General features: G+C 35.0%; 24 protein-coding genes. 20 read left to right on the forward strand and 4 right to left on the reverse strand.

Annotation, left to right across the window (positions count from 1 at the left end; all coding sequences use genetic code 11):
- Positions 1–137 precede the first annotated feature (137 nt).
- The gene (locus tag BCR23_RS13780) at positions 138–995 is read right to left on the reverse strand and encodes a PhzF family phenazine biosynthesis protein (protein ID WP_069636074.1); all 858 of its coding nucleotides are present in this window, start codon (positions 993–995) and stop codon (positions 138–140) included.
- Between the two features lie 206 nt (positions 996–1,201).
- Entirely contained in the window at positions 1,202–3,394 is a 2,193-nt protein-coding gene (gene nrdD, locus BCR23_RS13785) for an anaerobic ribonucleoside-triphosphate reductase (protein WP_083241975.1), read from the reverse strand.
- A 309-nt stretch (positions 3,395–3,703) separates the two neighbouring features.
- Here nrdD and BCR23_RS13790 point away from each other — a divergent pair, with 309 nt between their 5' ends.
- The 20 genes from BCR23_RS13790 (at position 3,704) to BCR23_RS13880 (ending at position 23,919) form a co-directional block, all read left to right on the forward strand.
- On the forward strand, positions 3,704–4,471 hold the full coding sequence (locus BCR23_RS13790) for an ABC transporter ATP-binding protein (RefSeq protein WP_069636075.1): 768 nt from the start codon (positions 3,704–3,706) through the stop codon (positions 4,469–4,471).
- Positions 4,461–6,545, forward strand: coding sequence for an ABC transporter permease (locus tag BCR23_RS13795; RefSeq protein WP_069636076.1), 2,085 nt, complete (start codon positions 4,461–4,463; stop codon positions 6,543–6,545). The genes BCR23_RS13790 and BCR23_RS13795 overlap by 11 nt, the downstream gene beginning before the upstream one ends.
- 376 nt (positions 6,546–6,921) lie before the next feature.
- Positions 6,922–7,071, forward strand: a complete 150-nt coding sequence (locus BCR23_RS13800) for a teichoic acid D-Ala incorporation-associated protein DltX (protein WP_069636077.1) — start codon at positions 6,922–6,924, stop codon at positions 7,069–7,071.
- A gap of 14 nt (positions 7,072–7,085) precedes the next feature.
- Positions 7,086–8,600, forward strand: a complete 1,515-nt coding sequence (gene dltA / locus BCR23_RS13805) for a D-alanine--poly(phosphoribitol) ligase subunit DltA (protein ID WP_069636078.1) — start codon at positions 7,086–7,088, stop codon at positions 8,598–8,600.
- Entirely contained in the window at positions 8,597–9,802 is a 1,206-nt protein-coding gene (dltB, locus tag BCR23_RS13810; protein WP_069636079.1) for a D-alanyl-lipoteichoic acid biosynthesis protein DltB, read from the forward strand. The genes dltA and dltB overlap by 4 nt, the downstream gene beginning before the upstream one ends.
- A gap of 46 nt (positions 9,803–9,848) precedes the next feature.
- On the forward strand, positions 9,849–10,085 hold the full coding sequence (gene dltC, locus BCR23_RS13815; protein WP_069636080.1) for a D-alanine--poly(phosphoribitol) ligase subunit DltC: 237 nt from the start codon (positions 9,849–9,851) through the stop codon (positions 10,083–10,085).
- Positions 10,085–11,356 (forward strand): D-alanyl-lipoteichoic acid biosynthesis protein DltD, encoded by a 1,272-nt coding sequence (gene dltD / locus BCR23_RS13820; RefSeq protein ID WP_141706752.1) that lies wholly within the window; start codon positions 10,085–10,087, stop codon positions 11,354–11,356. Before dltC ends, dltD begins: the two co-directional genes overlap by 1 nt.
- Positions 11,357–11,533: 177 nt before the next feature.
- Positions 11,534–12,616 (forward strand): M42 family metallopeptidase, encoded by a 1,083-nt coding sequence (locus tag BCR23_RS13825; RefSeq protein ID WP_069636081.1) that lies wholly within the window; start codon positions 11,534–11,536, stop codon positions 12,614–12,616.
- 19 nt (positions 12,617–12,635) lie between these two features.
- Positions 12,636–13,049: a hypothetical protein gene (locus BCR23_RS14935; RefSeq protein ID WP_240482565.1), complete on the forward strand. Its 414-nt coding sequence runs from the start codon at positions 12,636–12,638 to the stop codon at positions 13,047–13,049.
- Positions 12,979–13,422, forward strand: coding sequence for a DUF975 family protein (locus BCR23_RS14940; RefSeq protein ID WP_240482566.1), 444 nt, complete (start codon positions 12,979–12,981; stop codon positions 13,420–13,422). The genes BCR23_RS14935 and BCR23_RS14940 overlap by 71 nt, the downstream gene beginning before the upstream one ends.
- Before the next feature lie 354 nt (positions 13,423–13,776).
- Positions 13,777–15,987: an Ig-like domain-containing protein gene (locus BCR23_RS13835; protein ID WP_167352180.1), complete on the forward strand. Its 2,211-nt coding sequence runs from the start codon at positions 13,777–13,779 to the stop codon at positions 15,985–15,987.
- A gap of 175 nt (positions 15,988–16,162) precedes the next feature.
- On the forward strand, positions 16,163–16,903 hold the full coding sequence (locus BCR23_RS13840; protein WP_069636083.1) for an MBL fold metallo-hydrolase: 741 nt from the start codon (positions 16,163–16,165) through the stop codon (positions 16,901–16,903).
- A gap of 13 nt (positions 16,904–16,916) precedes the next feature.
- Positions 16,917–17,921 carry a lipoate--protein ligase gene (locus tag BCR23_RS13845; protein WP_069636084.1) on the forward strand — a complete coding sequence of 335 codons (1,005 nt, stop codon included), beginning with the start codon at positions 16,917–16,919 and terminating at the stop codon, positions 17,919–17,921.
- A gap of 191 nt (positions 17,922–18,112) precedes the next feature.
- Entirely contained in the window at positions 18,113–18,448 is a 336-nt protein-coding gene (locus tag BCR23_RS13850) for a PadR family transcriptional regulator (RefSeq protein WP_069636085.1), read from the forward strand.
- Positions 18,438–18,800 (forward strand): DUF1048 domain-containing protein, encoded by a 363-nt coding sequence (locus tag BCR23_RS13855; protein WP_083241977.1) that lies wholly within the window; start codon positions 18,438–18,440, stop codon positions 18,798–18,800. The genes BCR23_RS13850 and BCR23_RS13855 overlap by 11 nt, the downstream gene beginning before the upstream one ends.
- A gap of 123 nt (positions 18,801–18,923) precedes the next feature.
- Positions 18,924–19,604, forward strand: a complete 681-nt coding sequence (locus BCR23_RS13860; RefSeq protein ID WP_069636086.1) for an O-methyltransferase — start codon at positions 18,924–18,926, stop codon at positions 19,602–19,604.
- Positions 19,605–19,678: 74 nt separating this feature from the next.
- Complete coding sequence (locus BCR23_RS13865) at positions 19,679–20,305, forward strand: endonuclease III domain-containing protein (protein WP_069636087.1); 627 nt, start codon at positions 19,679–19,681, stop codon at positions 20,303–20,305.
- Positions 20,306–20,468: 163 nt separating this feature from the next.
- Entirely contained in the window at positions 20,469–21,314 is an 846-nt protein-coding gene (locus tag BCR23_RS13870) for an alpha/beta hydrolase (RefSeq protein WP_069636088.1), read from the forward strand.
- A gap of 253 nt (positions 21,315–21,567) precedes the next feature.
- Positions 21,568–22,131, forward strand: coding sequence for an alkyl hydroperoxide reductase subunit C (gene ahpC, locus BCR23_RS13875; protein ID WP_069636089.1), 564 nt, complete (start codon positions 21,568–21,570; stop codon positions 22,129–22,131).
- 99 nt (positions 22,132–22,230) lie between these two features.
- A complete protein-coding gene (locus tag BCR23_RS13880) occupies positions 22,231–23,919 on the forward strand; it encodes an FAD-dependent oxidoreductase (RefSeq protein WP_069636090.1) in 1,689 nt (562 codons plus the stop codon).
- A 61-nt stretch (positions 23,920–23,980) separates the two neighbouring features.
- On the opposite strand, the gene BCR23_RS13885 is transcribed toward BCR23_RS13880, so the two are convergent.
- On the reverse strand, positions 23,981–24,514 hold the full coding sequence (locus BCR23_RS13885; protein WP_069636091.1) for a 3'-5' exonuclease: 534 nt from the start codon (positions 24,512–24,514) through the stop codon (positions 23,981–23,983).
- Positions 24,515–24,704: 190 nt separating this feature from the next.
- Positions 24,705–25,463, reverse strand: coding sequence for an exodeoxyribonuclease III (locus BCR23_RS13890; protein ID WP_069636092.1), 759 nt, complete (start codon positions 25,461–25,463; stop codon positions 24,705–24,707).
- Positions 25,464–26,012: the final 549 nt, after the last annotated feature.

Consider the following 26,012-nt stretch of genomic DNA (forward strand, 5'->3'; position numbering starts at 1 on the left):
AAGTGTTTGGCTCCGAAAAATAAGAAGACCTTCAACTCTTAGAGGGTGATGGGATCGAAGCAAAGCATAGCCTACTTTCATCTCGCTTAAGGGTCTGAAGTATAACTCTTAGAGTTATACTTCAGACCCTTTTATTTTTACTCAATATGTTCTACATCTAAATACTTAGTTTCACAGTAATAGCCTTTGCCGCCAACATAAACTTTTTCTATTTCATTCTTTTTATTGGTTGTTAATTTCACTAATATTTCTGAAGGCGAGTGTAAAGAATGACCTTGTTCAAATACATAGACATCTCTTTGCAAGGATTGCTGTTGATAAAGGTAGCAGGCGAGTGCGCCATTTGAAGTCCCAGTCGCAGCTTCTTCATTAATATCGTAAAGTGGAGCAAAATTTCTACATATTATTCGATCGTCATCAAAAGTATATAGATGCATCCCGACAACAGTATAAAATTTGCTGATTTCTTTAATTTTTTCGAAATTAGGTTGCAGCTCGTGTAATCGTGTTTCACTTTTTATAGGAATTAAAATATCTTTTAAGCCCGTAGAGACAATTTGAATTGGGTATTTCTTGTCTATAGCTTTAATGTCAAAGCAATCGATGAACTCGTTTGGTGAGACAACATCATAGAATATTGGTTTGTTTTGTTCCATGAATATGATGTCATTTTTTATGGTAATGGCAAGGACACCGCTGTTGGTTTCAATCGTATAGCGATTCCTGAAAAGTTTATTTAAATGCATTAGTATCACAAAAAAGCCAATTGTGGCATGACCACATAAATCAACTTCTTCTTCTGGTGTAAAATAGTCCAATTTATAATCAGCAATGTCAGATTCCGATATAAATACGGTTTCCGCATAACCTAATTGTTTGGCAATTGTCATTTTTTGAGTATTGGTTAATGTATTCTCAATAAATACTACTCCTGCTTTATTTCCGCCTTTATGATCCTTGCTAAAGGCACTTGCAACATAAACGGATATTTTCATAAGACACCTACCTTCTCCATTTATACTAAATTGTAGCATAGGAAGGACTACGTATAAATGTTGCTGGATAAACTTACTATAAAAGCAGGAGACAACCTATTTTTTAGCCTCTGATTGCTTGAAAAATAGGTTGTCTCTAGTAAGGATAAACAATAGTAACACAATTAATTTCTTTGGAAATAACACTTATGTCTAAACTTTTTTTGCTATTTCACATGTTTTACTCGTGATGAGATTTCTTTATGGCGTCCATGAACCATAGGTCTAGCTTGTGGATTACCTAAGTAACCGCAAGTCCGTTTAACAACATCACAGGATTTTGGATCATGATTACCGCATTGTGGACACTCAAAACCTCGTTCAGTTGGATGGAAATCTCCTTCAAATCCGCATTCATAACAATGATCAATCGGCGTATTTGTTCCAAGATACCCAACACGATCATATGCATAATCCCAAACTGCTTCTAAAGCCTTGGGATTTTGTTGTAAAACGGGGTATTCACAATAATGAATGAAACCACCAGAACAATATTGTGGATAATCTTTTTCAAAATCTAGTTTTTCAAAAGGGGTAGGATCTTTGCGAACATCATAATGGAAACTATTCGTGTAATATTCTTTGTCTGTGATATTTTCGACTACACCAAATTTTTCAGTATCTAAACGACAAAAACGGTCAGTTAAACTTTCACTAGGCGTTGAATAAACACTAAAGTGATAACCATAATCATTGCCCCATTGATCAGCATGATCTTTTAAGTCTCTTAAAATAGCGATAGTAAAGTCTTTCGCTTCGGGATTTGTTTCCCACTCGCCACCATAAAAAGCAGAAGCCACTTCGTATAAACCAATATATCCCAATGAAACAGTGGCGCGTTTATTTTTGAATAGTTCATTAACAGAATCTTTTTTAGATAAACGTTTGCCAAATGCGCCATACATATAAAGAATGGGTGCGTTTGCTGGAGTCGCTTCTTTACAGCGTTCAACACGATAAACTAAAGCATCTTTCATTGTTTCCAAACGTTCAGTTAAAAGAGTCCAGAATTTATCCTTATCGCCTTGAGCTTCCATTGCAATTCTTGGAAGATTCAAGGTAACAACACCTAAATTCATACGACCAACATTCACTTCTTGACCCTGCTCGTCTTTCCAACCTTGCAAGAAAGAGCGACAGCCCATAGGTACTTTAAAACTTCCAGTTAAATCGACTAATTTATCATAATTTAAAATATCTGGATACATCCGTTTGGTCGCACATTCTAATGCAAGTTGTTTCACATCGTAGTTTGGATCTTTTTTATTTAGGTTTACACCACGCTTTAAAGTGAAAATCAATTTAGGGAAAATAGCTGTTCTTTTTTCACTACCTAGTCCATTGATGCGGATTTGCAAAATTGCTCGTTGAATCTCACGTTCAAACCAATTTAGGCCTAAACCAAAGCCTAAAGAAGTAAATGGTGTTTGTCCATTTGATGTGAACAAGGTATTGATTTCATATTCTAAACTTTGCATCGCATCATAAATATCTTTTTGGGTTTTAGTTTTTGCATATTCTTCCTGACGTTTAGAACCATCAATCCATTCTTTTGCATCAGCTAAATGTTTTTGATAATTTAATTCAGCGAATGGTGCCAATAATTCATCTACACGGTCAGCGGAACAGCCGCCATATTGACTAGATGCTACGTTGGCGATGATTTGAGAAATTTGAGCAGTGGCTGTTTGAATTGATTTTGGTGATTCTACTTCTGCATTACCGATTTTGAAGCCCTTATTTAACATCCCTTTAAAATCGATTAGGCAGCAATTAGTCATGGGTGTATATGGATGGTAATCTAAATCATGGTAATGGATGTCACCTTTTTGATGGGCGTTAGCCACATGGGGAGGGAGCATCTTCAAGCCAATCGATTTACCCACAATACCCGCAGTTAAGTCTCGTTGTGTATTGAAAACATCGCTGTCTTTATTAGCATTTTCGTTCACGACAGATTGATCTTTATTGATTAATTTACTGATTGTAAAGTTGATATCAGTTGCCTTACTCCGTTCAAAATCACGGCGTGTACGGTAGTTAATGTACTCTTCAGCCAACTCATATTCATTTTTCGATAGTAAAGTATGTTCGACGATACTTTGGATTTCATAAATTTTTACATTTTCAGTGAAACGATCTGAAATTTCTTGATCAACGCTCTCCACAATTTCTTGAATACGTTCGTGTGCAAGCGGGTCCAAAGAACCTCGGATTTTTTGTTCAGCTTTGATCAAAGCATCGTATATCTTGTGATCATCAAAATCAACCAATCGTCCATCTCTTTTGACAATTTTTATCTCTTTTAAGGCTGAATCAATAGAATTTACTCCGTTATTCGCTTGCTTAATCTCCATCATTACTACCCATCTCCTCGTTGATTTATTCCTTTCTTATCATAAAACAATTCGTTGAATCTTTCAACTATATATAGTGTTGAATTTAAATTTATTTTCATATTGGTAACTATATATAGTGTTTATTAGAAATGAAAAAATAGTGAAAACAATTCGTTGAGAGGTTTGTGTCGATTGTCACAACCTTGTTGCTGAGAAAAATAAATACTTGATAAAAAAATTGTTAGCATTACTTAATTGTAAGAGGAAACGATGTTCAGTTACACCAAATATTGGTAGAATAAAGACAATGAATAAACTGGAGCGAAATCTATGAAAAAAATTTTAGAAGTGAATCACTTAAGTAAATCATATGGCTATAGAAGTAATAAAGTACAAGTCTTAAATAATATTTCTTTTTCTGTTGATCAAGGGGAATTTGTCGGAATTATGGGACCTAGTGGTGCGGGGAAATCAACCTTATTAAATACTATATCTACGATTACTTTGCCAACAACAGGAACTGTTCGAATCGATAACCAAGATATTCTTAAAATGCGGGATAATCAAATTAGCGATTTTCGTCGTAAGGAGTTAGGGTTTATTTTTCAAAACTTCAATTTAATGGAGACTTTGAATGTAAAGGATAATATCCTGTTGCCGTTGGCTGTGGATCGAATGCCTATAGCTGAAATGGAGGAACGGTTAACCCATGTTGCTAATGTTTTAGGAATTGAACAATTATTGACGACTTATCCTAGTATGATCTCAGTTGGGCAAAAGCAGCGTGTAGCAGCGGCACGTGCATTGGTTACCAAACCTAAAATAATTTTTGCGGATGAACCTACGGGCTCGCTGGATTCTAAATCAGCAGCAGAGTTGCTTCAGTATATGACGAATATGAATGTACAAGATGATGCAACGATTATGATGGTTACCCATGATCCATATACAGCAAGCTACTGCAATCGTATTTTGTTTATTAAGGATGGTGTGATATTTTCAGAAGTTGTTCGTCAAGGTTCTAGAAGAGATTTTTTTAACCAAGTGATTGATATGCAAGCTACAATTGGCGGAGGTGGCCGTGCCAATGATTTTTAAATTATCTTGGAAAAATTTCAAAGGCCAGTTTCTCAATTATTTGGTTTATTTTGTCAGTATGACCTTTGCAGTGGTTGTTTATTATTGTTTCAGTGCCATCACTTACAACAGATCGTTTGCAAGTAGAGCGGGGCAAGATATCCATATCAATAGTGCAATGAATTTAGGCGGCATTCTTGTTGTTATTATGATTTTAGGATTTATGTTTGCGGCGAATCATTTCTTCTTATTAAAAAGAGGAAAAGAAATTGGTCTGTATCATCTAATCGGTATGCGAAAAGGGCAAATATCTTTTTTGTTTTTTGTGGAGACATTGATTTTAGGGGCGGTATCTCTGGTATCAGGAATCATTTTAGGGATTATTTTTTCAAAGTTATTCTCAATGATTCTAGCAAAAGCAATGTTTTTGCAAGTTGAAAGCCTCTTTTTCGTTTCAATTCCGTCGATGATTCAAACAAGTCTGGTGTTTGTATTTATGTTACTGGCAGTATCTCTTCGAAGCAGTTGGTTGATTTATCGTTATCAAGTGATGAATCTAGTCAAACCAACGAAGAAAAGTGAGCTGAACTCAAAGAAAATGTCTGTTTTAAGTGTTTGTTTAGGTGTTCTAGGCATAACGCTTATTGGTATTGGATACTTTTTATCGTACAACATTATTCACTTTGCTACCGTTTTAATACGTACGAAGGTCGGTTTTTCTGGTTTCTTGATTGCACCGCTACTAATTATGTTTATTTGTATGCTAGGAACTTACTTGTTTTTTAAATACACAATGTATTTATTTGTGTATTTATTTGGGAAAAGTAAATACAATTATTACCGAAAACTGAATATGTTAGCTTTAGGAAATGCCAAAATTCATATTAAAAGAGGCGGAAATACATTATCCTTTGTAACTATTTTTATTGCAATTGCTTTAGGGATGATTGGAGGAGCGGCATCTTTTTATACTATAGGAATGAATTCAGTGAATGCAACAGCACCTACTGATTTTATCGTGTCTGAAGAGAATTTTAAGAAATTCACACAAATAATTGAAAAGGAACCGGATACAAAAATCGATTCAGTAGTCAAATTAAATTATAAGTTGACGGGTAGCCGATTTCATCTTAAAATTGGACAAGAAGAAAAACAAAATACATTAAGCCCAATAAACTTACTATCACTCTCCAATTATCGAGAATTTCAAAAAATAAATCCTTATTTGAAAAATATTGAGTTAACTAATGAGCGAGATAGTGTTATTTTGGACAGTATTCAAAACGTTTTAGGTGGGTTTATCAAATACGGTTCTGACTTTACATTATCTGGTGGAGTCAAGCTTAGTGTTTCTGATGTACGACCAGATTATTTAGGTCAAAGCTTATTAAGATACACGTTCCCAACGATCGTTGTGTCAGATGAGCAATTCAATGAAATAACTTCTGGTACGGTATACACACTGATGGCCTTTGACGTTGATACAAAAAATGAAGAAGCATTGGCAAATAATATGTCTGAAGCAATAAAACCTCAATGGATTGCACCTGTTTATTACAATTATCAGTGGGTGGATAATCAATTGGAAGGCTATACATCAAAAAAAAGTCAGCAACCAGAGAAAACAAGCGCACAAGAGTTTTCTGAGACTGATGAACAGGAAAATTGGCAATTGAATTACACGAGCCGTTTCTTAGAGCAAAGGTATCAAAGAAGAGTAATGGGACTGTTCATTTATGTGGCAATGTTTTTAGGTATTTTGGCATTGATTATCACAGGTAGTATTTTGATGCTGCAGCAATTTTCTGAGGCTGAACGAGAAAAAGAAAGTTATGATTTGTTAAAGAAAATTGGTATTCCTAAAAAAGAAATCACTAAACTCATCTATCAGCAAAACAGCATTATTTTTTTTCCGCCAATGATTATTGGTGTCTTGCATGCGAGCTTTGCAATATATGTTTTTAGTAAAATTATTACAAGTTCTGGTTATTGGTTAGCGTATCTTTCTTGTGGGCTATTGATTTTGATTTATTTAGCTTATTATTTCTTAACGTCAGCGATTTATTCTCGTATGATCCATGGAAGTGATCGTTAAAATTTAAGTTTTGTTTAAGCATAGGTTGAGGAAATAGTGAGAATGAGCATATGAAAACATGTATTATTTTCTTTTCTCAGAAGTTTACATTCAGAGAGAGACTAAGTCAGAAAAAGTAAAAAAACGCTTCCTTCTCAGGTGTTTAAACAAAAATTGTATTAAAAAAATAATTTTTCTTGTATTTTCTTTTACTATGTAAAGAGGGTGGAACAAAAATTTTATCTTTTGTCCCGCCTTCTTTTATATACAAGTGACAAAACTGTTAGTGGGAAATAGTCGTTTATCAAAAATTTTGTTTTATTTCCTACTTGGTTTTGATTACAATAGCAATATGTAAAATTGCGACTATGTGGAATTTTGGAGGCGTAAAAATAGAATGAAAGAATTTCTCAAACAACCTAATGTACAGTATTGGGGAAGATTCATTGGAAAGACCGCTTTTTATTTTGGGGTACTTCTAGTGTTGATTTATTTATATCATTACAAAAATATTGACGGCGGCACATTTATTTATAATGAGTTTTAAAGGGGGAGTACTTCATGACGATTTTAAACATTATTGAAGCAATTGATCGTTGGGGGATGGAGGAGCCAAACCGCCCTGTTTATATTGAAACCAATCGAACATATACTTATGGTGAGTTGAAAAAAGACTCAGATGCAATTGCTACTTATTTGCAGGAAAACATAGAAAGAGCTCGTCCAGTAGTTGTCTATGGCGAGTTGGAATTTGAAATGCTGGCTTGTTTTTTAGGTGCATCAAAAGCCGGTCATGCCTATATCCCAATCGAAGCGCATACACCGAAAGAACGTGTGGAAATGATTTTAGAAGTAGCAGATCCAGCAGTTATTTTTTCTGTCAAAGAGTGGCCTGAGCTAGAAACGACTGCTAAAACAGTTTCACTGGAAAAACTACATGAGATCTGTACAGAAGCAAAAATTGCAACTACACTTAAACCAGTTGTAGAGTCTGAAACATACTATATTATTTTCACCTCTGGAACAACTGGTGTACCAAAAGGTGTTCAAATCAGCCATACAAATCTTTTAAGCTTTGTTAATTGGGAATTGACTGATTTTGGGATTACAGAAGGCATGCGCTTTTTATCCCAAGCACCTTATTCATTTGATTTATCAGTGATGGATCTCTATCCTGCATTGACTTCAGGTGGTTCATTAACACCGATGCGTAAAGATGTCATCACGGACTTTAAACAATTATTTACCATGTTGCCGACATTAGAAATAGAGGTTTGGGTTTCTACACCATCCTTTATGGAGATTTGTTTGATGGAGCCAACATTTAATGGTGAACAAGTGGAAAGCTTGAAAATTTTCTTATTTTGTGGTGAGGAATTGCCTAATGCTACGGCTAAAAAGTTACTGGAACGTTTTCCAAAAGCGCATATATTCAATACCTATGGTCCGACAGAAGCGACTGTTGCCATTTCAGGAGTTGAGGTAACTCAACACTTATTAAATGAATACAACCGTATTCCAATCGGTTATGTAAAAGCTGATACCAATGTATACATTATGGATGGCGATAAAGAGGCTTCAGATGGAGAAGTTGGTGAGATTGTGATAGCAGGTCCAAGCGTTTCTAAAGGATACCTGAACAATCCAGAAAAAACAGAAGCGGCCTTTTTTGAATATAAAGGTCAACCAGCCTACCGAACAGGAGACGCCGGTAAGCTAAAAGAGGGGCTATTGATTTACGATGGACGTATTGATTTTCAAGTGAAACTTCACGGTTATCGTATTGAACTTGAAGATGTTGATCATCATTTAGCGGGTGTTTCATATGTCAAACAAGCAGCTGTTGTGCCAAAATACCAAAATCATAAAGTCCAACAATTAGTTGCCTATGTTGTCGCTGAGAGAAATGAATTCGATAAAGAGTTTAAGTTAACGAAAGCGATCAAAGAAGAGTTGAGGCAGACGGTAATGGATTACATGATTCCGCAAAAATTTATTTACGTGGATCAACTGCCGCTTACTGCTAATGGAAAGATCGACCGTAAAGGATTGATAAATGAGGTAAATGCAACATGATTAATTTTCCACACATGATTCCTTATGCGAATCCAATCTATTTTATATATCTATTGATTGCTTTAGCACCGATGATTCTAACATTATTAATTAAAGGGAAACGTTGGTCTTGGTATCAAGTATTAATTACGTTATTTTTCTTGTATATGAGTTTTGGCGGTGAGGATTGGAAACAAGGAGCTGCATTGATTGCTTATGTATGTTGGCAAACGATTCTGGTCTGGGTTTACTTTCACTATCGTCAAAAGAAAAATGCTAGTTTAGTCTTTTATTTGGCTGTATTTTTAGCTTTGCTACCGTTGATACTAGTCAAAGTAGTTCCTTTTACTTCAGGACATGCCTCGATTTTTGGATTTTTAGGCATTTCTTATTTAACATTTAAGTCTGTACAAATCATTATGGAAATGCGTGACGGATCGATTAAAGAATACAATATTTTTCGTTACATTGAATTTCTTTTGTTCTTTCCAACTATCTCTTCTGGGCCGATTGATCGTTATCGTCGCTTTGAAAAAGATGTGGAAAATCCGCCGACACCAGAGAAATATGTTGATTTTTTAGCAAAAGGAATTCATAATTTCTTTTTAGGTTTTTTGTACAAATTTATTATTGGTTATTACTTTGGCCAAGTGATGTTGCCAATCGTTGCAAAAGCAGCAGAGAAAACAGGTGGTATCTCTTGGGAACTAGTTGGTTATATGTATGTTTACAGCATGTACTTGTTCTTTGATTTTGCTGGGTATAGTTTATTTGCTGTAGGAACTAGCTATTTGATGGGGTATGATACGCCAATCAACTTTAATAAACCGTTTTTAAGTTGGAATATTAAAGAATTCTGGAATCGTTGGCACATGACATTATCTTTTTGGTTCCGTGATTATGTATATATGAGATTGATGTTTACGTTGATCAAAAAGAAAGTATTTAAAAGTAGAATCGTTGCTTCCAACGTCGGGTATTTTGCCTTATTCTTGCTTATGGGAATCTGGCACGGACTGACTTGGTATTATATTGCTTACGGGCTATATCATGCTACGTTGATTTGTGTGACGGATGCATGGTTAAGGTTCAAGAAAAAACATAAAGAAAAAATTCCCTCAAACAAATTCACCCATGCATTTGCGATATTTTTAACATTTAATGCTGTGTGTTTAAGTTTCTTGATTTTTTCCGGCTTTTTAGATACTCTATTCTTTAAATAAAAAAATAAAATACAGCTAAGGCTGTACTTTAAGGGAGACAATAACAATGAATGTAGAAAAAACAGTTTTAGATATTTTAGAAGAAATCACAGGCACTGATGAAGTAAAAGAAAATAAAGATGTTGATTTGTTTGAAGAAGGTTTAATGGATTCATTGGCTACTGTTCAATTATTAGTGGAAATCGAAGGACAACTAGGTGTACAAGTACCCGTTTCTGATTTTGATCGTGAACTATGGAAAACACCTAATAAAGTGATTGAACAAGTGAAAGCATTACAATAATGAGTATGAAGAAAAAAGTCTTTGGGATTTTTGGACCAATTATTATATCAGTTGTTCTTTTAGTTGTGTTTTTCTTCGCACCATTCCAGATAGACTTGGATAGTAAACGAGTTCTTGAAGATGCGTCTACTTCTATGGCAACGAATATTTTAAGAGGAAACGCTATTAAAAATAAAGCAACGGGCTCAAAAGAATATGTTCCATTTTTTGGCTCTTCTGAGTTAAGTCGAATCAGTGCCTTTCACCCTTCTGCACTGGCAGAAAAATATGATCGAAAGTATCGACCATTTTTATTAGGAGCACCAGGTACGCAATCTTTGACTCAGGCGATGATGATGCAGTCAATGGGAGAAAACCTTTCTCATAAAAAAGTAATATTTATTCTTTCGCCTCAATGGTTTGTTAAAGATGGTGTCACAAATGATTACTTCAATGCGTATTTTTCTGATCTTCAGACATATCAGTGGGTTAATAATCTGGAGAAAGTAACGGATGATGATAAATACTTAGCACAACGTTTGATGGATTTTCCCAAAGTAAAAAAAGACAAACGTTTAAGCCACTCGTTAGATCGTATTAAAGAAGGCAGCTTACCAAATTCTTCCGACAGAAATTATATCAATTTGATGTTTAATATGTTCTCAAGAGAAGATGAACTTTTTGGGAAAATTGGTATGATGAGTAAAGAAGAGGTTCTTAAAAAGGCAGAAAAACGCTTGCCCGAAATATATGATGATGGCGAACTAGACAGATTAGCTGCTGAGATTGGCGAAAAAGCAACAAACAACAACCAGTTTGAGATTTCAAATGCATTTTATAACAAACGAGTGAAAAAGAAACTTAACAGTTTGGAAGGGTCACAAAAAAAGTGGGACTATCGTTTTTCACCAGAGTTTTCTGATTTACAATTAGTCTTAAGTCAATTGGCTCAGGATAATGCAGAAGTACTGTTTATTATTCCGCCTGTGAATAAACATTGGACGGATTTTACAGGACTTTCTCAAGAGATGCTACAAGGATTTGCTGAGAAAGTTAAGTATCAATTGGAAAGTCAAGGGTTTAACAACATTGCCGATTTTACAAAAGAATCTGATACACAATATTTTATGGCTGATACGATTCACTTAGGTTGGCGTGGTTGGTTAGCTGCTGATCAACGAATTAAACCATTTCTTGAAAACAGCTCTAAAAAAGCACCAAGGTATAATCTTCAATCATCATTTTATTCAAAAGAATGGCAGCAAAAAGAGCCAAACGATATAACAAAATAAGAACAGGAACAAGGCAAAACTTTTTTCTAGGTTTGCCTTGTTTTTTTGAAAAAAAGCAGATTTTAGTAAATAGTGTGTAGAATAGATGAGTACAGTTGAGAGGCAAATTTTTTATTTTAAAAACCAGATGAATGGTATAATAAAATGGATTCTATAAAGAGAAGGGAGTTTTATAGTTTGGATCAAAAAGAAGAACAAATGTTGATTGAACTTACAAATGCTAAAGGAGTACCTGGAAACGAAGGCGAGGTCAGAGACTTATTCAAAAAATATGCAGAACCTTTTGCAGATAAAATTATGTATGACGGTTTAGGCAGTATTATCGCCAAGCGAGTTGGGGATAAGGAAGGTCCTAAAGTCTTTTTCTCAGGGCATATGGATGAAGTTGGCTTTATGGTTACGCAAATTACGGAAAAAGGTTTTATTAAATTCCAGACACTTGGCGGCTGGTGGGGACAGGTTATGCTAGCTCAACAAGTGCAAATTAAAACTGGTAAAGGTGATTTGATTCATGGCGTGATTGGTTCAAAACCACCTCATGTTTTAAGTGCAGAGGCTAGAAAACAACCTTATGACGTAGCAGAAATGTTTATTGATATCGGTGCATCTAGTGACAAACAAGTAGCTGAATGGGGCATAAAACCTGGTGATATGATTACACCATATATTGAATATCGACGTATGAACGATACAAAATTTATGTTGGCTAAAGCATGGGATAACCGAATTGGTACAGCAGTATCCTTAAGAGTTCTGGAAAACCTTGCAAAAGAAGGACATCCTAACATCTTGTTTGCAGGAAGTGATGTACAAGAAGAAGTTGGTCTACGAGGAGCACAAACAAGTACACATTTAGTTGATCCAGATATTGCTTTTGCACTAGATACTGGAACCGCAGGGGATACACCAGGAATGACACCAAAAGAAGCCGATTCTGAATTAGGGAAAGGCCCTCAAATTTTGATTTTTGATGCATCTATGATTCCACATAAAAAATTACGTGATTTCGTGATTCAGGTTGCTGAAGAAAATAATATTCCCTTTCAATATACAGTGATCACAGGTGGTGGAACAGATGCTGGTAGAATGCATTTATCTAGAAATGGTGTACCATCATTAGCGATCACAGTTCCTGTTCGTTATTTACATTCTCATACGTCAATAATCCATGAAGATGATTATTTAAACACGGTCAAATTAGTTACAGAAGTAGTTAAAAGATTAGATCAAGAAACAGTTGACAAGATTCGGGAATATTAACAGATAGAGGATGGTTTAAATGAAAAGTCAAATTACTAATGCAACCCATAGAGAGCAAGCACGTACATCATTAAAAAACCAATGGGGAACGATGGCTTGGATTACGTTCTTAGCAGTATTCACTCGGTTTATTATTGGCACAATTGTGGGTGGTATTGCAAACTTACCGCAAGATAGTGTAGGAAATAATCTTATATCATTTTTACTGAACAACTTTATCTTTTTTGCGATTACCTACGGTACGTATTATTGTGCATTGCAAGTATTGAGGGGGAGAAAAGTCAGTACAGGTATGCTAACAACTGTTTTCCAAGGGAAGTTTTATATTCCCATGTTATTGATCAATTTCACACAGTATCTTGTTGAATTTAGTTGTATTACTACCAGTTCTTTTATCTTATGGAACAGTCTTTTATTTTGGATTAATGTTTAATACAGTTTCAGTGGAACAATTTCAAAATGAACTTGCAGGAAATGTACTTTTAGGCTTCCTATTAGTGATTTTTAGTTTGCTGATGATCTTGATCGGTATATTTATTAGTGGTGTATTTCAATTTGCAGTTTGGGTCAAAATCGATGATCCTGATTTATCTGTAGGTGATGCTATAAAATATGTTTTGTACTTGATGAAAGGCCGTTTCGGTCAATATTTATTATTGCAACTGTCTTTTATCGGCTGGTTTATCATTGGTATTTTAGTCGTAGGAATTGGCTTATTGTGGGTGATACCTTATCATGATGTAGCTATTGCAAGCTTTTACGATACCGCTCGTAAAGAAAAAGATGCACCAGCAGTAGTTGAGTAACACATATATGAATCAACCTCCAAAAATTGTATGTGAAAACATCAATTTTTGGAGGTTATTCTTTATTATCTAATAAGATTTAGAAGATATTAATGATATTATATCTATTTTTTCGTATTTATCGATCAAAAATGGATAAAATTTAATCTGTTATTTGATGTATAATTAAAAAAAAGGTAAAACATAGAAGGTGGGAAAGCAGTGGGAAAAAAGATATCTAAAAGTAGTTGTTACATAATGTTGCTATTTTTGTGTTTTTATTTCTTTGCAGTTGAGCAAACTCACAAAATAAAAGCTGAGACGAGTTCTGTTGAAGAAGAGGTTTTATTAGATAAATCAAAATGGAGAGTAACCTTGGATAGAGAAACAGACTATTTATATAGTGAATCTTATGATCTTACAACAAAAACAATCAATTTTGATCTTGTCAAAGGATACATCTTCCGTGATTCAGCCACTGATATAATTAATTTATGGATACGTGATCATTCAGTTAAGGATTATTATGATCCAGGGAGTGGTATGTGGACTACTAGAGTAATTAAGGCCAAACTTACTCAAACAGTTCCTTTAAAAGCAGGTCGTTATTATCAATTTAAAGCAAATTATAATTTGTCATATATGACAGACAGACCACATAGTGACCACCATGTTGCTAATATGGAGGTTAGCGGGGTAGCTTGGCAAAATTTTAGTATGCCAGCTAATGGCTTAGAGAAGGCTGAAGGAACAATTAATCCAGTATTTTCAATTAAGGCACCAACAACAAAAGACTATGTTTTTCAACAAACGTTTACGGGTCCCTATGATGGGACAGGAGGTTATCCTTATACTGATGCATTTTGGAAAATATCTAATATAACCTATAAAGATGCTACTAATGAGTGGTTAACATTGAAAAAGAGAATAAATGGTTTATTTGCAGATACAGAGCAAAAAGAGTTAAGTTTAAGTACAACAACACAGCTGATAAATGACTTAAGAAAAGAAGTACAAGACTTCAGTAATGTTTTAACAGCGACTGACAAAAAGGATCTAGAGAATTTGTTATCAAAAGCGCAAACACTCCTAGGTAAAATCAACGTAACGATAACAACAGGAGAGTTAGTTGACAATCCAACACAACAAGAAAGTTACACTGTGACAGGGAAAACTTATCCTAAAGCGTTTCTATCATTCTCGGGTAGTGCCTCTTTACCAGAGGGGCAATTAAGCTCAGAAGTTAAAGATGATACAAGCAAGTATCAAATACGTGCTAATGCGGATGGAACATTTAATTATACATTGCCAAAAGACCAGTATTTTACTGCAGGAGAGACCGTTGTAATTAAAGGCATGCTAAATGGTAAAGCTGCAACTGTGACTCGAATAGTCAAAGATACAACACCTCCAGAAATGCCTAAATTAGATCCAATTACTGATACATCAAGTTCATTTTCTGGTAGTACCGAACCTGATGCTGCAATCAAGCTGTACGAAACGGGGAGTACCGATGTTTTTCTGACAGGAAAAGCCGATGAAACAGGTCGTTTTGAACTCCTTATTCCAGATGAGAAAAAACCGTTAGTTCCTTACAAAAACTATGAAGTGACTGCAGCAGATAGTGCAGGAAATATAAGTGTTGCCTCAAATAGTCAACAAGTAAAAGATACGACACCACCAAGTGCTGAAGCCCTTATTCAATATGTAAAAATTGGTTCAGCAATTCCAAGTATTTCCAATATGTTAAAGAATATCTATGACAATGCAGGTGTTGAATCAGTCACCAAAACACTGATAAAAGAACCAGATCTGACAAAAGTAGGTCGAACAACAGCAATTGTTGAACTGATGGATAAGGCTCAAAATAAAACCAACATAGAAATTCCATTTTTAGTGGAAAGTTTGGACACGTTGAAAGATGATACATATATGCTCTATGGTGAAAACTTTAGTGCACTAGCAATTGATTATCCTGAAACAGAAAAAGAACAACTGGATTTTATTTTGGCTAATAGCAATGCAAATGCGTGGGAGTTAGCAACAGCTAAGGAAACAAAAGAATTAATCTCGATTGATAAAACATCAGTGAAAAAAGATGTGGGAACATATGAATTATCAATAAGCATCGGAAAAATCACTAAAAAAATAACGATGACTTTACTACCAGGAACATTAAGTATTAAAAATTATTCCTCTGATCTGTCATTTGGAGAAGTAACGATTCAATCAAAAAGACAAAACATTGTCCAACAAAAAACGATTGAATTGAACGTAGAAGATACTAGATTTGTTAAAAAAAATTGGCGATTAACTGCACAGTTGGCGGAGCTTTTCCAAAATGAAAAAGGGGAAAAAGAATCAGGTATTCTTTTATATTTAAATGACCACGGACGTGCAACTATACCGATAAACACTCAAGCTTCAAGTGAAGTGTTTGACGCTAAAGATAGTAACAAACGCGAGGTAAATGTAGTATTTTCAGATGTGTCACGTTCATTGAATTTAGAAATTATGCCTGGGAGACTCCGAAAAGATACAGCATATACAACTAAAATTAATTGGACTTTAGAGAATGGACCTTAGAAAGTTTGGTCTGTAATACAACCATTTATTTGGTTTTAGAGGGTGAGGCAAAAGTGCTGTTTACTTTTGCCTCACCCTCATTTAGTCTAGTTACTGGAACCTAAACAATTTTTTGTCTCAATTTTGTTTTTTTATGTTACCATTAAGAAGAAAATAATCAAGGAGGCCGATGAAGTTGAAAATAACCGTTTTAGGCTGTTTAGGTGCGTATCCTTATAAAGGAGAAGGAACCAGTTCTTATTTATTAGAATCGGATGGATTTAAGTTATTGTTAGATGCTGGAAGTACAACTTTAGTCAATTTAGAAGAACATCTTGATCCATTAACATTAGACGCCGTGATCCTATCTCATTATCATTATGACCATATCGCAGATTTAGGTGTATTGCAGTATTATCGTCAATTATATCCGGTGATGGAGCCAACACCTGTTTTACCTATTTATGGACATACAGATGATGCCGTTCATTTTGAAGCACTTAATATGCCAGGAGTATCTGAGGCAGTTCCTTATTTTGAAGCGGAAGAGTTAAAATTAGGTCCCTTTCTTGTGACTTTTATGAAAACAATCCATCCTGTTCCTTGTTATGCCATGCGATTTTTAGAAGAAAAAACAGGAAAAGTATTTGTTTTCACAGGTGATTCTGGCTACTTGGAAAGTTTTGTTGATTTTGCGAAAGATGCAGATGTCTTTTTAGCTGATACGTACTTATTTGAGGGAAATGAAAACCATCATGCACATTTCACGTCAAAAGAATCGGGTGAAATTGCCAAAGCTGCCAATGTTAAAAAACTGATATTGACTCATTTACCTCAACATGGTTCACTAGAAGAATTGAAACAACAAGCTGAAAAAGCTGCAGGGAACCAAGTATCTGTCTGTTTAGCAAAGAAAAATTTAGTTATTGAAATTTAAGGAGTGGTGAATAATGATCTTTGTACCAAATGAAAATAATGACCCAAGAGTCAACTTAGCAATCGAAACCTATTTGTTAAAAGAGAAACCATTAGATGAGCCGATTCTATTATTTTATATCAATGACCCCTCAATCATTATTGGTCGGAATCAAAACACGATCGAAGAGATCAATAAAGAGTATGTAGACGAAAACGGGATTCATGTTGTCCGTCGCTTAAGCGGTGGTGGTGCTGTATATCACGATCACGGTAATTTAAACTTTAGTTTTATCATGCCAGACGATGGCAATTCTTTCCGTGATTTTGCCAAAGTTACACAACCAATTATTCAAGCGCTACATGATTTAGGTGTTTCTGGTGCGGAACTAAAAGGCCGTAATGATTTAGTAATCAATGATATGAAGTTTTCAGGAAACGCAATGTATGCAACAGCTGGCAGAATGTTTGCTCATGGCACATTGATGTTTGACAGTGACATTGATGAAGTAGTGAATACCTTAAAAGTCCGCAAAGACAAAATCGAATCAAAAGGAATCAAATCCGTTCGTTCACGAGTAACGAATATTAAACCATTTTTACCTGCGGAAAAACAAGATATGACGACAGAAGAATTTCGTGAAGATATTTTGTTGAAAATCTTCGGTGTAGATTCTGTTGATCAAGTAAAAACCTACGAATTGACAGATGAAGACTGGGAAAAAATCAATAAAATCTCCGATGAATTTTACCGTAACTGGGATTGGAACTATGGTAAGTCTCCAGCCTTTAACTTAGAACGCCATCAGCGCTTTCCAATTGGTTCCATTGATGCGCAAATGAACGTAGAAGATGGTGAAATTAAAGAAATCAAAGTCTTTGGTGACTTCTTTGGACTAGGTGAGATCAAAGATGTAGAAGATATTTTAACGGGTACTAAATATGAAAAATCAGCAATCGAAGCTGCTGTTGATAAGATCGACATAAAAAAATATTTTGGTAACATTGAAAAACAAGACTTAGTTGGCTTACTTTATTAAAAATAAAAAATACATGTAGGTTCTAGAGGAAAAAGCAGATTGCTTTTTCTCTAGAATCTTTTTTAGTAAAACAAGGTAGTTGACAATTTATGTACTTAGTTATACTATATACCTGTACTTTATATTACTAAGTAGTGAGAAGATAGATCAATCTTAGGTTGTTCCATAAGAAAGTAAAGGTGATAAATACTATGAACGGGATTACAGAAATGCTCAAAGGTGTATTAGAAGGAGTGATTCTAGAAATTATTAACCGACGGGAAACATATGGTTACGAAATAACGAATAACTTACAAGAATATGGATTTGAAGACATCGTGGAAGGCACAGTTTATACTATTCTATTGCGCTTGGAAAAGAAGAACTTAGTAACTGTTACGAAAAAAAAGTCGACAATGGGACCAATGCGTAAATTCTATTCATTAAATGAGAACGGACAAAAAGAACGTGAGTTGTTCTGGCAGCGCTGGTCGTTCATTTCAGGACAAATAGAAAAAATAAAGGAGGGAAACGATAATGAAAAGTAAAAACATCTTTCAGTATCTTAAACAAGTTCATGCAGATAAAATCAAATACAATGAAGAGATGGCGCGCCTAAAAAAATTACCTGCTGACTATCAAATGGTTTATAAAGAAGTCCAAAAATTTTTATGGGAGTTTACAGCCGGTGACGGTATGGAGATGTTGCCAGTAATGCTAGATTTACTTGATTTCTTTGAAGAAGGTGCTGCAAATAATATTCCAATTTTAGATCTAGTTGGAGAAGACGTAGGATCTTTTGCTGAAAATACACTATCAGAAATGCAAGGACGGACTAGAATCAATGAACTAAAAAGAAAAATGAATGAACGAATTGCTAAGAAATTGAGGAATGAATAGGATTGATTTTTGTTTAACTTGTTTCAATTAGTTTAAGGTGTTTAGATTGTTAGTTGCCTCATTTTCTTTTTGACATCAATTGTATCTATTCGTATAATAAAGAAGCGAAAAGGAGCGAATAGTATGCGAAACGAAATGATGCATCGACCCGTTGTAAAAAAAGAACTTGTCGATTTTATGCGTAATAAACAAAAAATGATTCAAGGCGAATTAGGAGTGATTGAAGAAGAAGCTCATGAGGCGGGGATTCCTATTATCCCTCATGAAACCGTAGTATTTCTACAATTTTTCTTAGATCAAATCAAACCCAAAAATATTTTAGAAATAGGCACAGCAATTGGTTTTTCTTCTAGCTTGATGGCGCAATATGTTGGTGACGATGGACATGTGACTACGATTGATCGTTTTGATGTGATGATCAGAAAAGCCAAGGCAACCTATGAACGCTTAGGACTGACGGACAAAGTTACTTTGTTAGAGGGGCAGGCCGCAGAAATTTTACCTACATTGACGGGGCCCTATGATTTTATTTTTATGGACAGTGCGAAATCCAAATATATTGAATTCTTACCAGAATGTTTACGCTTATTGCGTGTTGGTGGTGTATTGATGGTGGATGATGTTTTTCAAGCAGGAACGATTTTAGACCCAATTGAAGACATTCCTCGTAGTCAAAGAACGATCCATAGAAAATTGAATCAATTTTTAGATACAGTCATGACTCATCCAGATTTGACGTCTACGTTGTTGCCTTTAGGCGATGGAGTGATTATGATTACGAAAGAAAAAGAGATAACTGAATAACTATTATACAGCTTGGATCAGGATTTAATTATTTTGATCTAAGTTTTTTATGTAATATTAAAGGAGGGGAAAAAATGAAAACAGATAAAGACAAGCTTCGAGTGCTAAATAATTTAGTCGATCATTACGGCTATCAGCATTGGTGGGAAGATGAGAATCGTCTATCTGATTGGGTATCGATGATCCTGATTCAGCAAACAACCGAAAAAAACGCTCACAAAGCGTTGGGGAATTTGGAACCATATTTAACGGTGGAAAGCCTTCTGGAAATTGAATTGGAAACATTACAAGAACTGATTCGTCCGGCAGGTTTCTTCAAACAAAAAAGCAATTATATTAAAGCATTGATCGATTGGTTTATCTCTCACGACAGTGATTTTGATAAATTTCACACATACTCTACGGATGAACTTAGAAAAGAACTTTTAACGATTAAAGGTGTAGGCTCAGAAACAGCAGATGCGATGTTACTTTATATTTTTGAACGAAATGTGTTTATCGCTGATCAATACGCAATTCACTTGTTTAATCGCTTAGGTTTTGGTCCATATAAGACCTATGAAGAAATGCGTAAGGATTTTATTCATTTGACCGAATCAATCCCCCATAAATTATGTAAAGAATGGCATGCAGTCATCGATGTTCATGGAAAGCATTTTAATAAAGACAAGACCATGGATGAAACATTTTTAAACTCCTAAATAAGATTTCACTCCATTGACATGGCTCTTCTGCTAGTTTTTATTGTCTGCATTATCCAGATGATTTTCATTAGAAAATAAAACTAAAAATTTCTTTTATTTTATGTTTAATCTTCATTTAAGTTTCAGGGCGTAGACTTTCTCTATATCGGAGGATGATGTCATGAAGAATGATAAAAACATAAAAAGAAAGCTTCCTAAAATACTTTTGATTGGAGGTGTTGCTTTAATGCTCTTTCTTTTATTCCAAAAAAGCCTAACTGCATTTGCTGAAAAATTTACGCCAACGAGTGGACCGGTGGAAATTCAAACGCCAACGATTTTTGTTCCAGGAACTAATGGAACTGTGAACCGTTTCAATGGCTTGATCAAGGCATTAGATCCTAAATCTGATGTGCTAAAAGTCACTGTAGCAACCGATGGCAGTGTATCATCTAAAGGAAAGCTAAAGAGTACAACGGAGCATCCTACCATCGTGATTGCGTTTCAAGATAGTAGTAATGAAACCTTATCCCTTCAAGGAAAATGGTATCAACTAGCGCTGAGTTATATTCAAAGAAAATACTCGTTTGACACGTATAATTATCTAGGTCATTCCAATGGTGGATTAGTGATCACATCTTATCTGGAAGAATTTCAACAAGTCGAAGATCCAAAATTAAACAAATTGATAACTCTAGGTACACCCTACAATGACACATCAAAAAAATACAATGAAGCAGTTACTACTTTTACACAAGTGAAAGAAACTAGCGATCTGCTTCAAGGGTACATAGAAAATCGGGGGAATATTCAAAGTTCCATTAAGATGTTGAATATCGCAGGAGAAGTTGAAGAAACAGCTTCTGATAATACAGTACCCGTCCAAAGTGTTTTTTCTGGAAGATATATTTATCAGGATCAACTAGCCGATTATCAGGAAATACTGATTCAAGGTGAGGAGACCCGCCACAGTGAATTGGTGGAAAATCAGGAAGTTATTCGATTAATAAGAAATTTTTTCTGGTAGAATAAAGAAGATTACTCTTGTCTTATTTTCATTCCATCGTGTAAAATAGAGTAGATAAACAACAACTGATAATTTATTCGCGTTATTGAGAATGAGAGAGCTATTTTCTCAAAGAGAAGACGAATATAGCAAAAATAAAATGTCTAAACTATAATAATTCTATTGACATAATAATTTTAAATTGATACGCTAAGAGTGTAGAAAAAAGGACTAGCTGTAAGGGCTAGTTTTTAAAATTAGGAGGAATATTGAGATGAACTTAATCAACACAAAATTATTAGACTTTGAATGTGACGCATACCAAGATGGTGAATTTATCAAAGTGTCAACAGCAGACGTATTAGGTAAATGGAGTATTTTCTTCTTCTATCCAGCTGACTTTTCATTTGTTTGTCCAACAGAATTAGGGGACATGCAAGATCACTACGATCACTTAAAAGAGTTGAATTGTGAAGTTTACTCAGTATCAGAAGATAGCCACTTTGTTCATAAAGCATGGGCAGACGCAACAGATACTATTGGTAAAATCAAATACCCAATGTTAGCTGATCCAAATGGAAAAATCGCTCGATTCTTCGGCGTATTAAACGAAGAGTTAGGTCAAGCTTACCGTGGTACATTTATCGTAAGTCCAGAAGGCGAAATCAAATCTTACGAAATCAACGATATGGGTATCGGCCGTAATGCAGATGAACTAGTTCGTAAATTAGAAGCATCTCAATTTGTTGCAAAACATGGCGATAAAGTTTGTCCTGCAAACTGGAAACCAGGCGAAGAAACAATCGCACCAAGTTTAGACTTAGTTGGTAAAATCTAAATAGATTAATAAACAGGCGTAAGACTTCCTTTTTTAGGGGAGTCTTTCTTAAGATTTACAGCTCAAAAACAACGAATTGAATAAAAGGAGAACGTATATATGAGTCAAGAAATTTATGATTTGATCGTGATCGGCGGCGGTTCAGCTGCGTTATCAGCAGGGATTTATGCAGGTCGTGCAATGTTAGACACATTGATTATTGAAAAAGATAAAATCGGCGGACAAGTAACAACAACTTCTGAAATCGTGAACTATCCAGCAATCCGAGCAACAACTGGACCTGAACTGATGGAAGACATGCGTTTACAAGCATTAGATTTTGGTGTTGAGTTTACCACAGATGAGATTATTGACGTTGATTTAAGTCAAACAGTGAAAACAGTCAAATCTGCTACAAAAACTTATCAGGCGTATGCTGTAATCATCGCAACGGGTGCTTCCGCACGTAAAATTGGTTTCCCAGGAGAAGTTGAGTTTACTGGTCGTGGCATCGCGTATTGTTCAACATGTGATGGCGAATTTTTCCAAGGATTAGATATCTTTGTACTTGGGGGCGGCTATGCAGCGGCAGAAGAAGCGGTTTATTTAACTCGTTATGGTAAATCAGTAACAATGATCATTCGTGAACCTGATTTCACTTGTGCTAAATTAACAGCAGAAGCAGCCAAACAACATCCAGATATTAAAATCGTCTACAATACCGAAGTGAAAGAAATAACTGGGGATGATTTTGTTCGTAAAGCTGTTTTTGTCAACAACGAAACAGGGGAAGAAACAACTTATGACGCACCAGAAGGTAGTACTTTTGGTATGTTTGTTTTTGCTGGTAACAAACCTAGTACTGAAATTTTTGAAGGCAAAGTCGAATTAGACCGCGGTTATGTACCAACAAATGAAAATATGGAAACAAACGTCCCTGGTGTTTATGCAGCTGGAGATTTACGGATCAAAGAATTACGCCAAATCGTTACTGCTGTGGCAGATGGTGCGATCGCTGCAACCAATGCACAAAAATATATCACAGAAGAAAAAACAAAAGCTGGCTTGCCAATCGTCAATGAACGCATGGAAAAACGATTAGCTGAGCAACATGCAGCGAGCAAAAAGGAACAACCAAAAACAGAGAAGAAAGCAGTTAAAGCTACAAGTGGTAATAATACTTGGTTCCCTGACGCAATGAGAGAACAATTAGGCGGTATTTTTGGAAAACTTACGAAGAACGTTACATTACTTCAAGTGATGGATAGTAGTGAAGAGAAATCACTAGAACTGAACTCATTCTTAACTGAATTTGCTTCACTAAGTGATAAGATCTTGTTAGAATCGATCCAAAAAGGTGAGAAACCTGACTTAGAAACAAAATATGGCATTGATAAATTGCCAAGTGTTGTTGTTTTAAACGATCAAGGAGACTACACTGGAATCAAATTTAGTGGTATTCCAAGCGGACATGAGGTCAATTCAATCGTCTTGGCTGTTTACAATGTGGGAAGCGCAGGACAACCAATTGAAGAACCTGTAGTCAACAAAATCAAAGAATTACCTAAAAAGAAAGTACAAATATTCGTTTCATTGACTTGTCATTATTGCCCAGATGTTGTGGCAGCATGCCAAAGAATTGCTTCTATCAACCATAATGTTGAAGCAGAAATGATTGATATCGGTGTCTTTCCAGAATTGAAAACAGAGAAGAAAATCATGAGCGTCCCAGCGATGATCATTGATGACAAGGAAATTGTTTTTGGTTCTAAAAATATGGATGAGATCGTTGAGATTTTAGAAAAATAAATCCTTTATAACAAAGAAAAGCCAAATCAAAAGAACAATCTGTTCTTGATTCGGCTTTTCTTTATTTTATCGTTACTAGTTTCTTTAACGGTTCTACACCAAAGTGTTTTTCTTGATACAACAAAATTTCAGCACATGCTCGACTATCTTCCAACGCATCATGGTGATTGTTCAATTGGATATCTAGATTCTCACAAACCGTGTTCAGCTTGTGATTTTCCATCTCTGGAAATAACTTACGGCTCGTTTTAACTGTACATAGTGAAAGGTAATTTGGTTGATCAATTCCATAATAATCTAAACAACCAGTTAAAACACCAGTGTCAAAAGGAGCATTGTGAGCGACAACTAAGCTATTCGGTTTAAAGCAACCTTGAATTTGCTTCCAAACGTCTGGAAACTTAGGAGCATCCGCTACATCTTCTGGTTTAATCCCGTGAACTTGAATGTTTTTCCAGAAAAAATCCGTTTCCGGTTTGATTAAGGAATAATATTCATCAACGATTTTACTGTTTTCTACTTTTACTAACGCGACAGAACAGGCACTATGCTTGGCATAACTGGCTGTTTCAAAGTCTATGGAATAAAAATTCATGTTCATTATCCCTTTCAATAAAAAATTAATTCATACATGCAGTATAACAAAATAAAAGACCTATAGTAAGTCTAATTCAAAAATATTAACACAAAATAAACAAAAAGAGAACGGGATAAAACTAAAAATCAGTTTTATCCCGTTCTCTAAATTCAAATAAACATTAAACGATAAGTAGTATCGAATCTTTTTAAGTGATCGTCAACTCAACTTCCACTGGACAATGATCACTACCTGTAATTTCAGTATGAATCTTAGCACTAGTCAAAGCCTCTTTCAAACCATCAGAAACGACAAAATAGTCAATTCTCCATCCAGCATTATTTTTCCGAGCATTGAAACGATAACTCCACCAAGAATAAACGCCTTCTTGATCTGGATAGAAGTGACGGTATGTATCAATAAAACCACTATCCAATAATTCTGTAAATTTTTGACGTTCTTCTGGTGTAAAACCAGCATTTTTTTGATTGGTTTTCCAGTTTTTTAAATCGATATTTTGATGAGCTACATTTAAATCACCACAAAGTATCACGGGTTTTTCTTTACTTAACGCATTTAAATAGTCGCGAAAAGCATCTTCCCAAGTCATACGGTAATCTAAACGTTTCAACTCATTTTGAGAATTAGGCGTATAGCAAGTAATCATAAAGAAGTTTGGATATTCTAATGTGATCAAACGCCCTTCTTGATCATGCTCTTCAAGTCCCATACCATAGCGCACACTTAGCGCTTCTTCTTTCGCAAAAATCGCTGTACCTGAATAGCCTTTTTTCTCAGCATAATTCCAGTATTGATAATAACCAGGTAAGTCTAAATCAATTTGCCCTTCTTGTAATTTTGTTTCCTGCAAGCAGAAAAAATCTGCATCTAATTCATTAAAAACCTCCATAAAGTTCTTCTTAACAACAGCACGCAGGCCGTTGACATTCCATGATATACATTTCATGTTCATTACTCCCCTCTACAAAAGCTACTTATTTGATTTCGTCTATCTTAGTTTAACATAAGCAGTATTGAATGTATGGAAAGTTGTTTAGTTACTTTTTTCTTGTTGACAGATTCTGTAACTCTTTTTCATAATGAGTCTCTCCTTTTTCTGGAGTGCTGAATTTTGAGCTTCAGCAAGTAACACGAAAAACGGCTCCGATATGTAAAAAGAAAAATAACAGAAAAAAATCTCCTTTTATTGAGCAGAAAGTAGAAAATTGTAAACCATCAACTTATGTTTTTACGTTTTGTCGAGAAACGTATTGTAGAAGGTATCAAAAAATAAACACAATGAAAACGCAATTGTTTCTATATGTTTGTTTTGATATACGTTAAAAACGGAAATAAAGACAATAAGGAGAGAAAATATGGGGATAAAAAGTAGTCTATCTGTAGCTGGGAGTGTATCCACTTCTTTTAGCCAATCAGCCAATGCCTTAAACAACATAAAAGGATCAACGAACATTGCAACCAGAACCAACGTATCTGGCAATGGGAAAGCAAAAGA

Origin of the sequence: Enterococcus quebecensis (assembly GCF_001730365.1) — a bacterium.
In the GTDB taxonomy this organism is placed as follows: domain Bacteria; phylum Bacillota; class Bacilli; order Lactobacillales; family Enterococcaceae; genus Enterococcus_L; species Enterococcus_L quebecensis.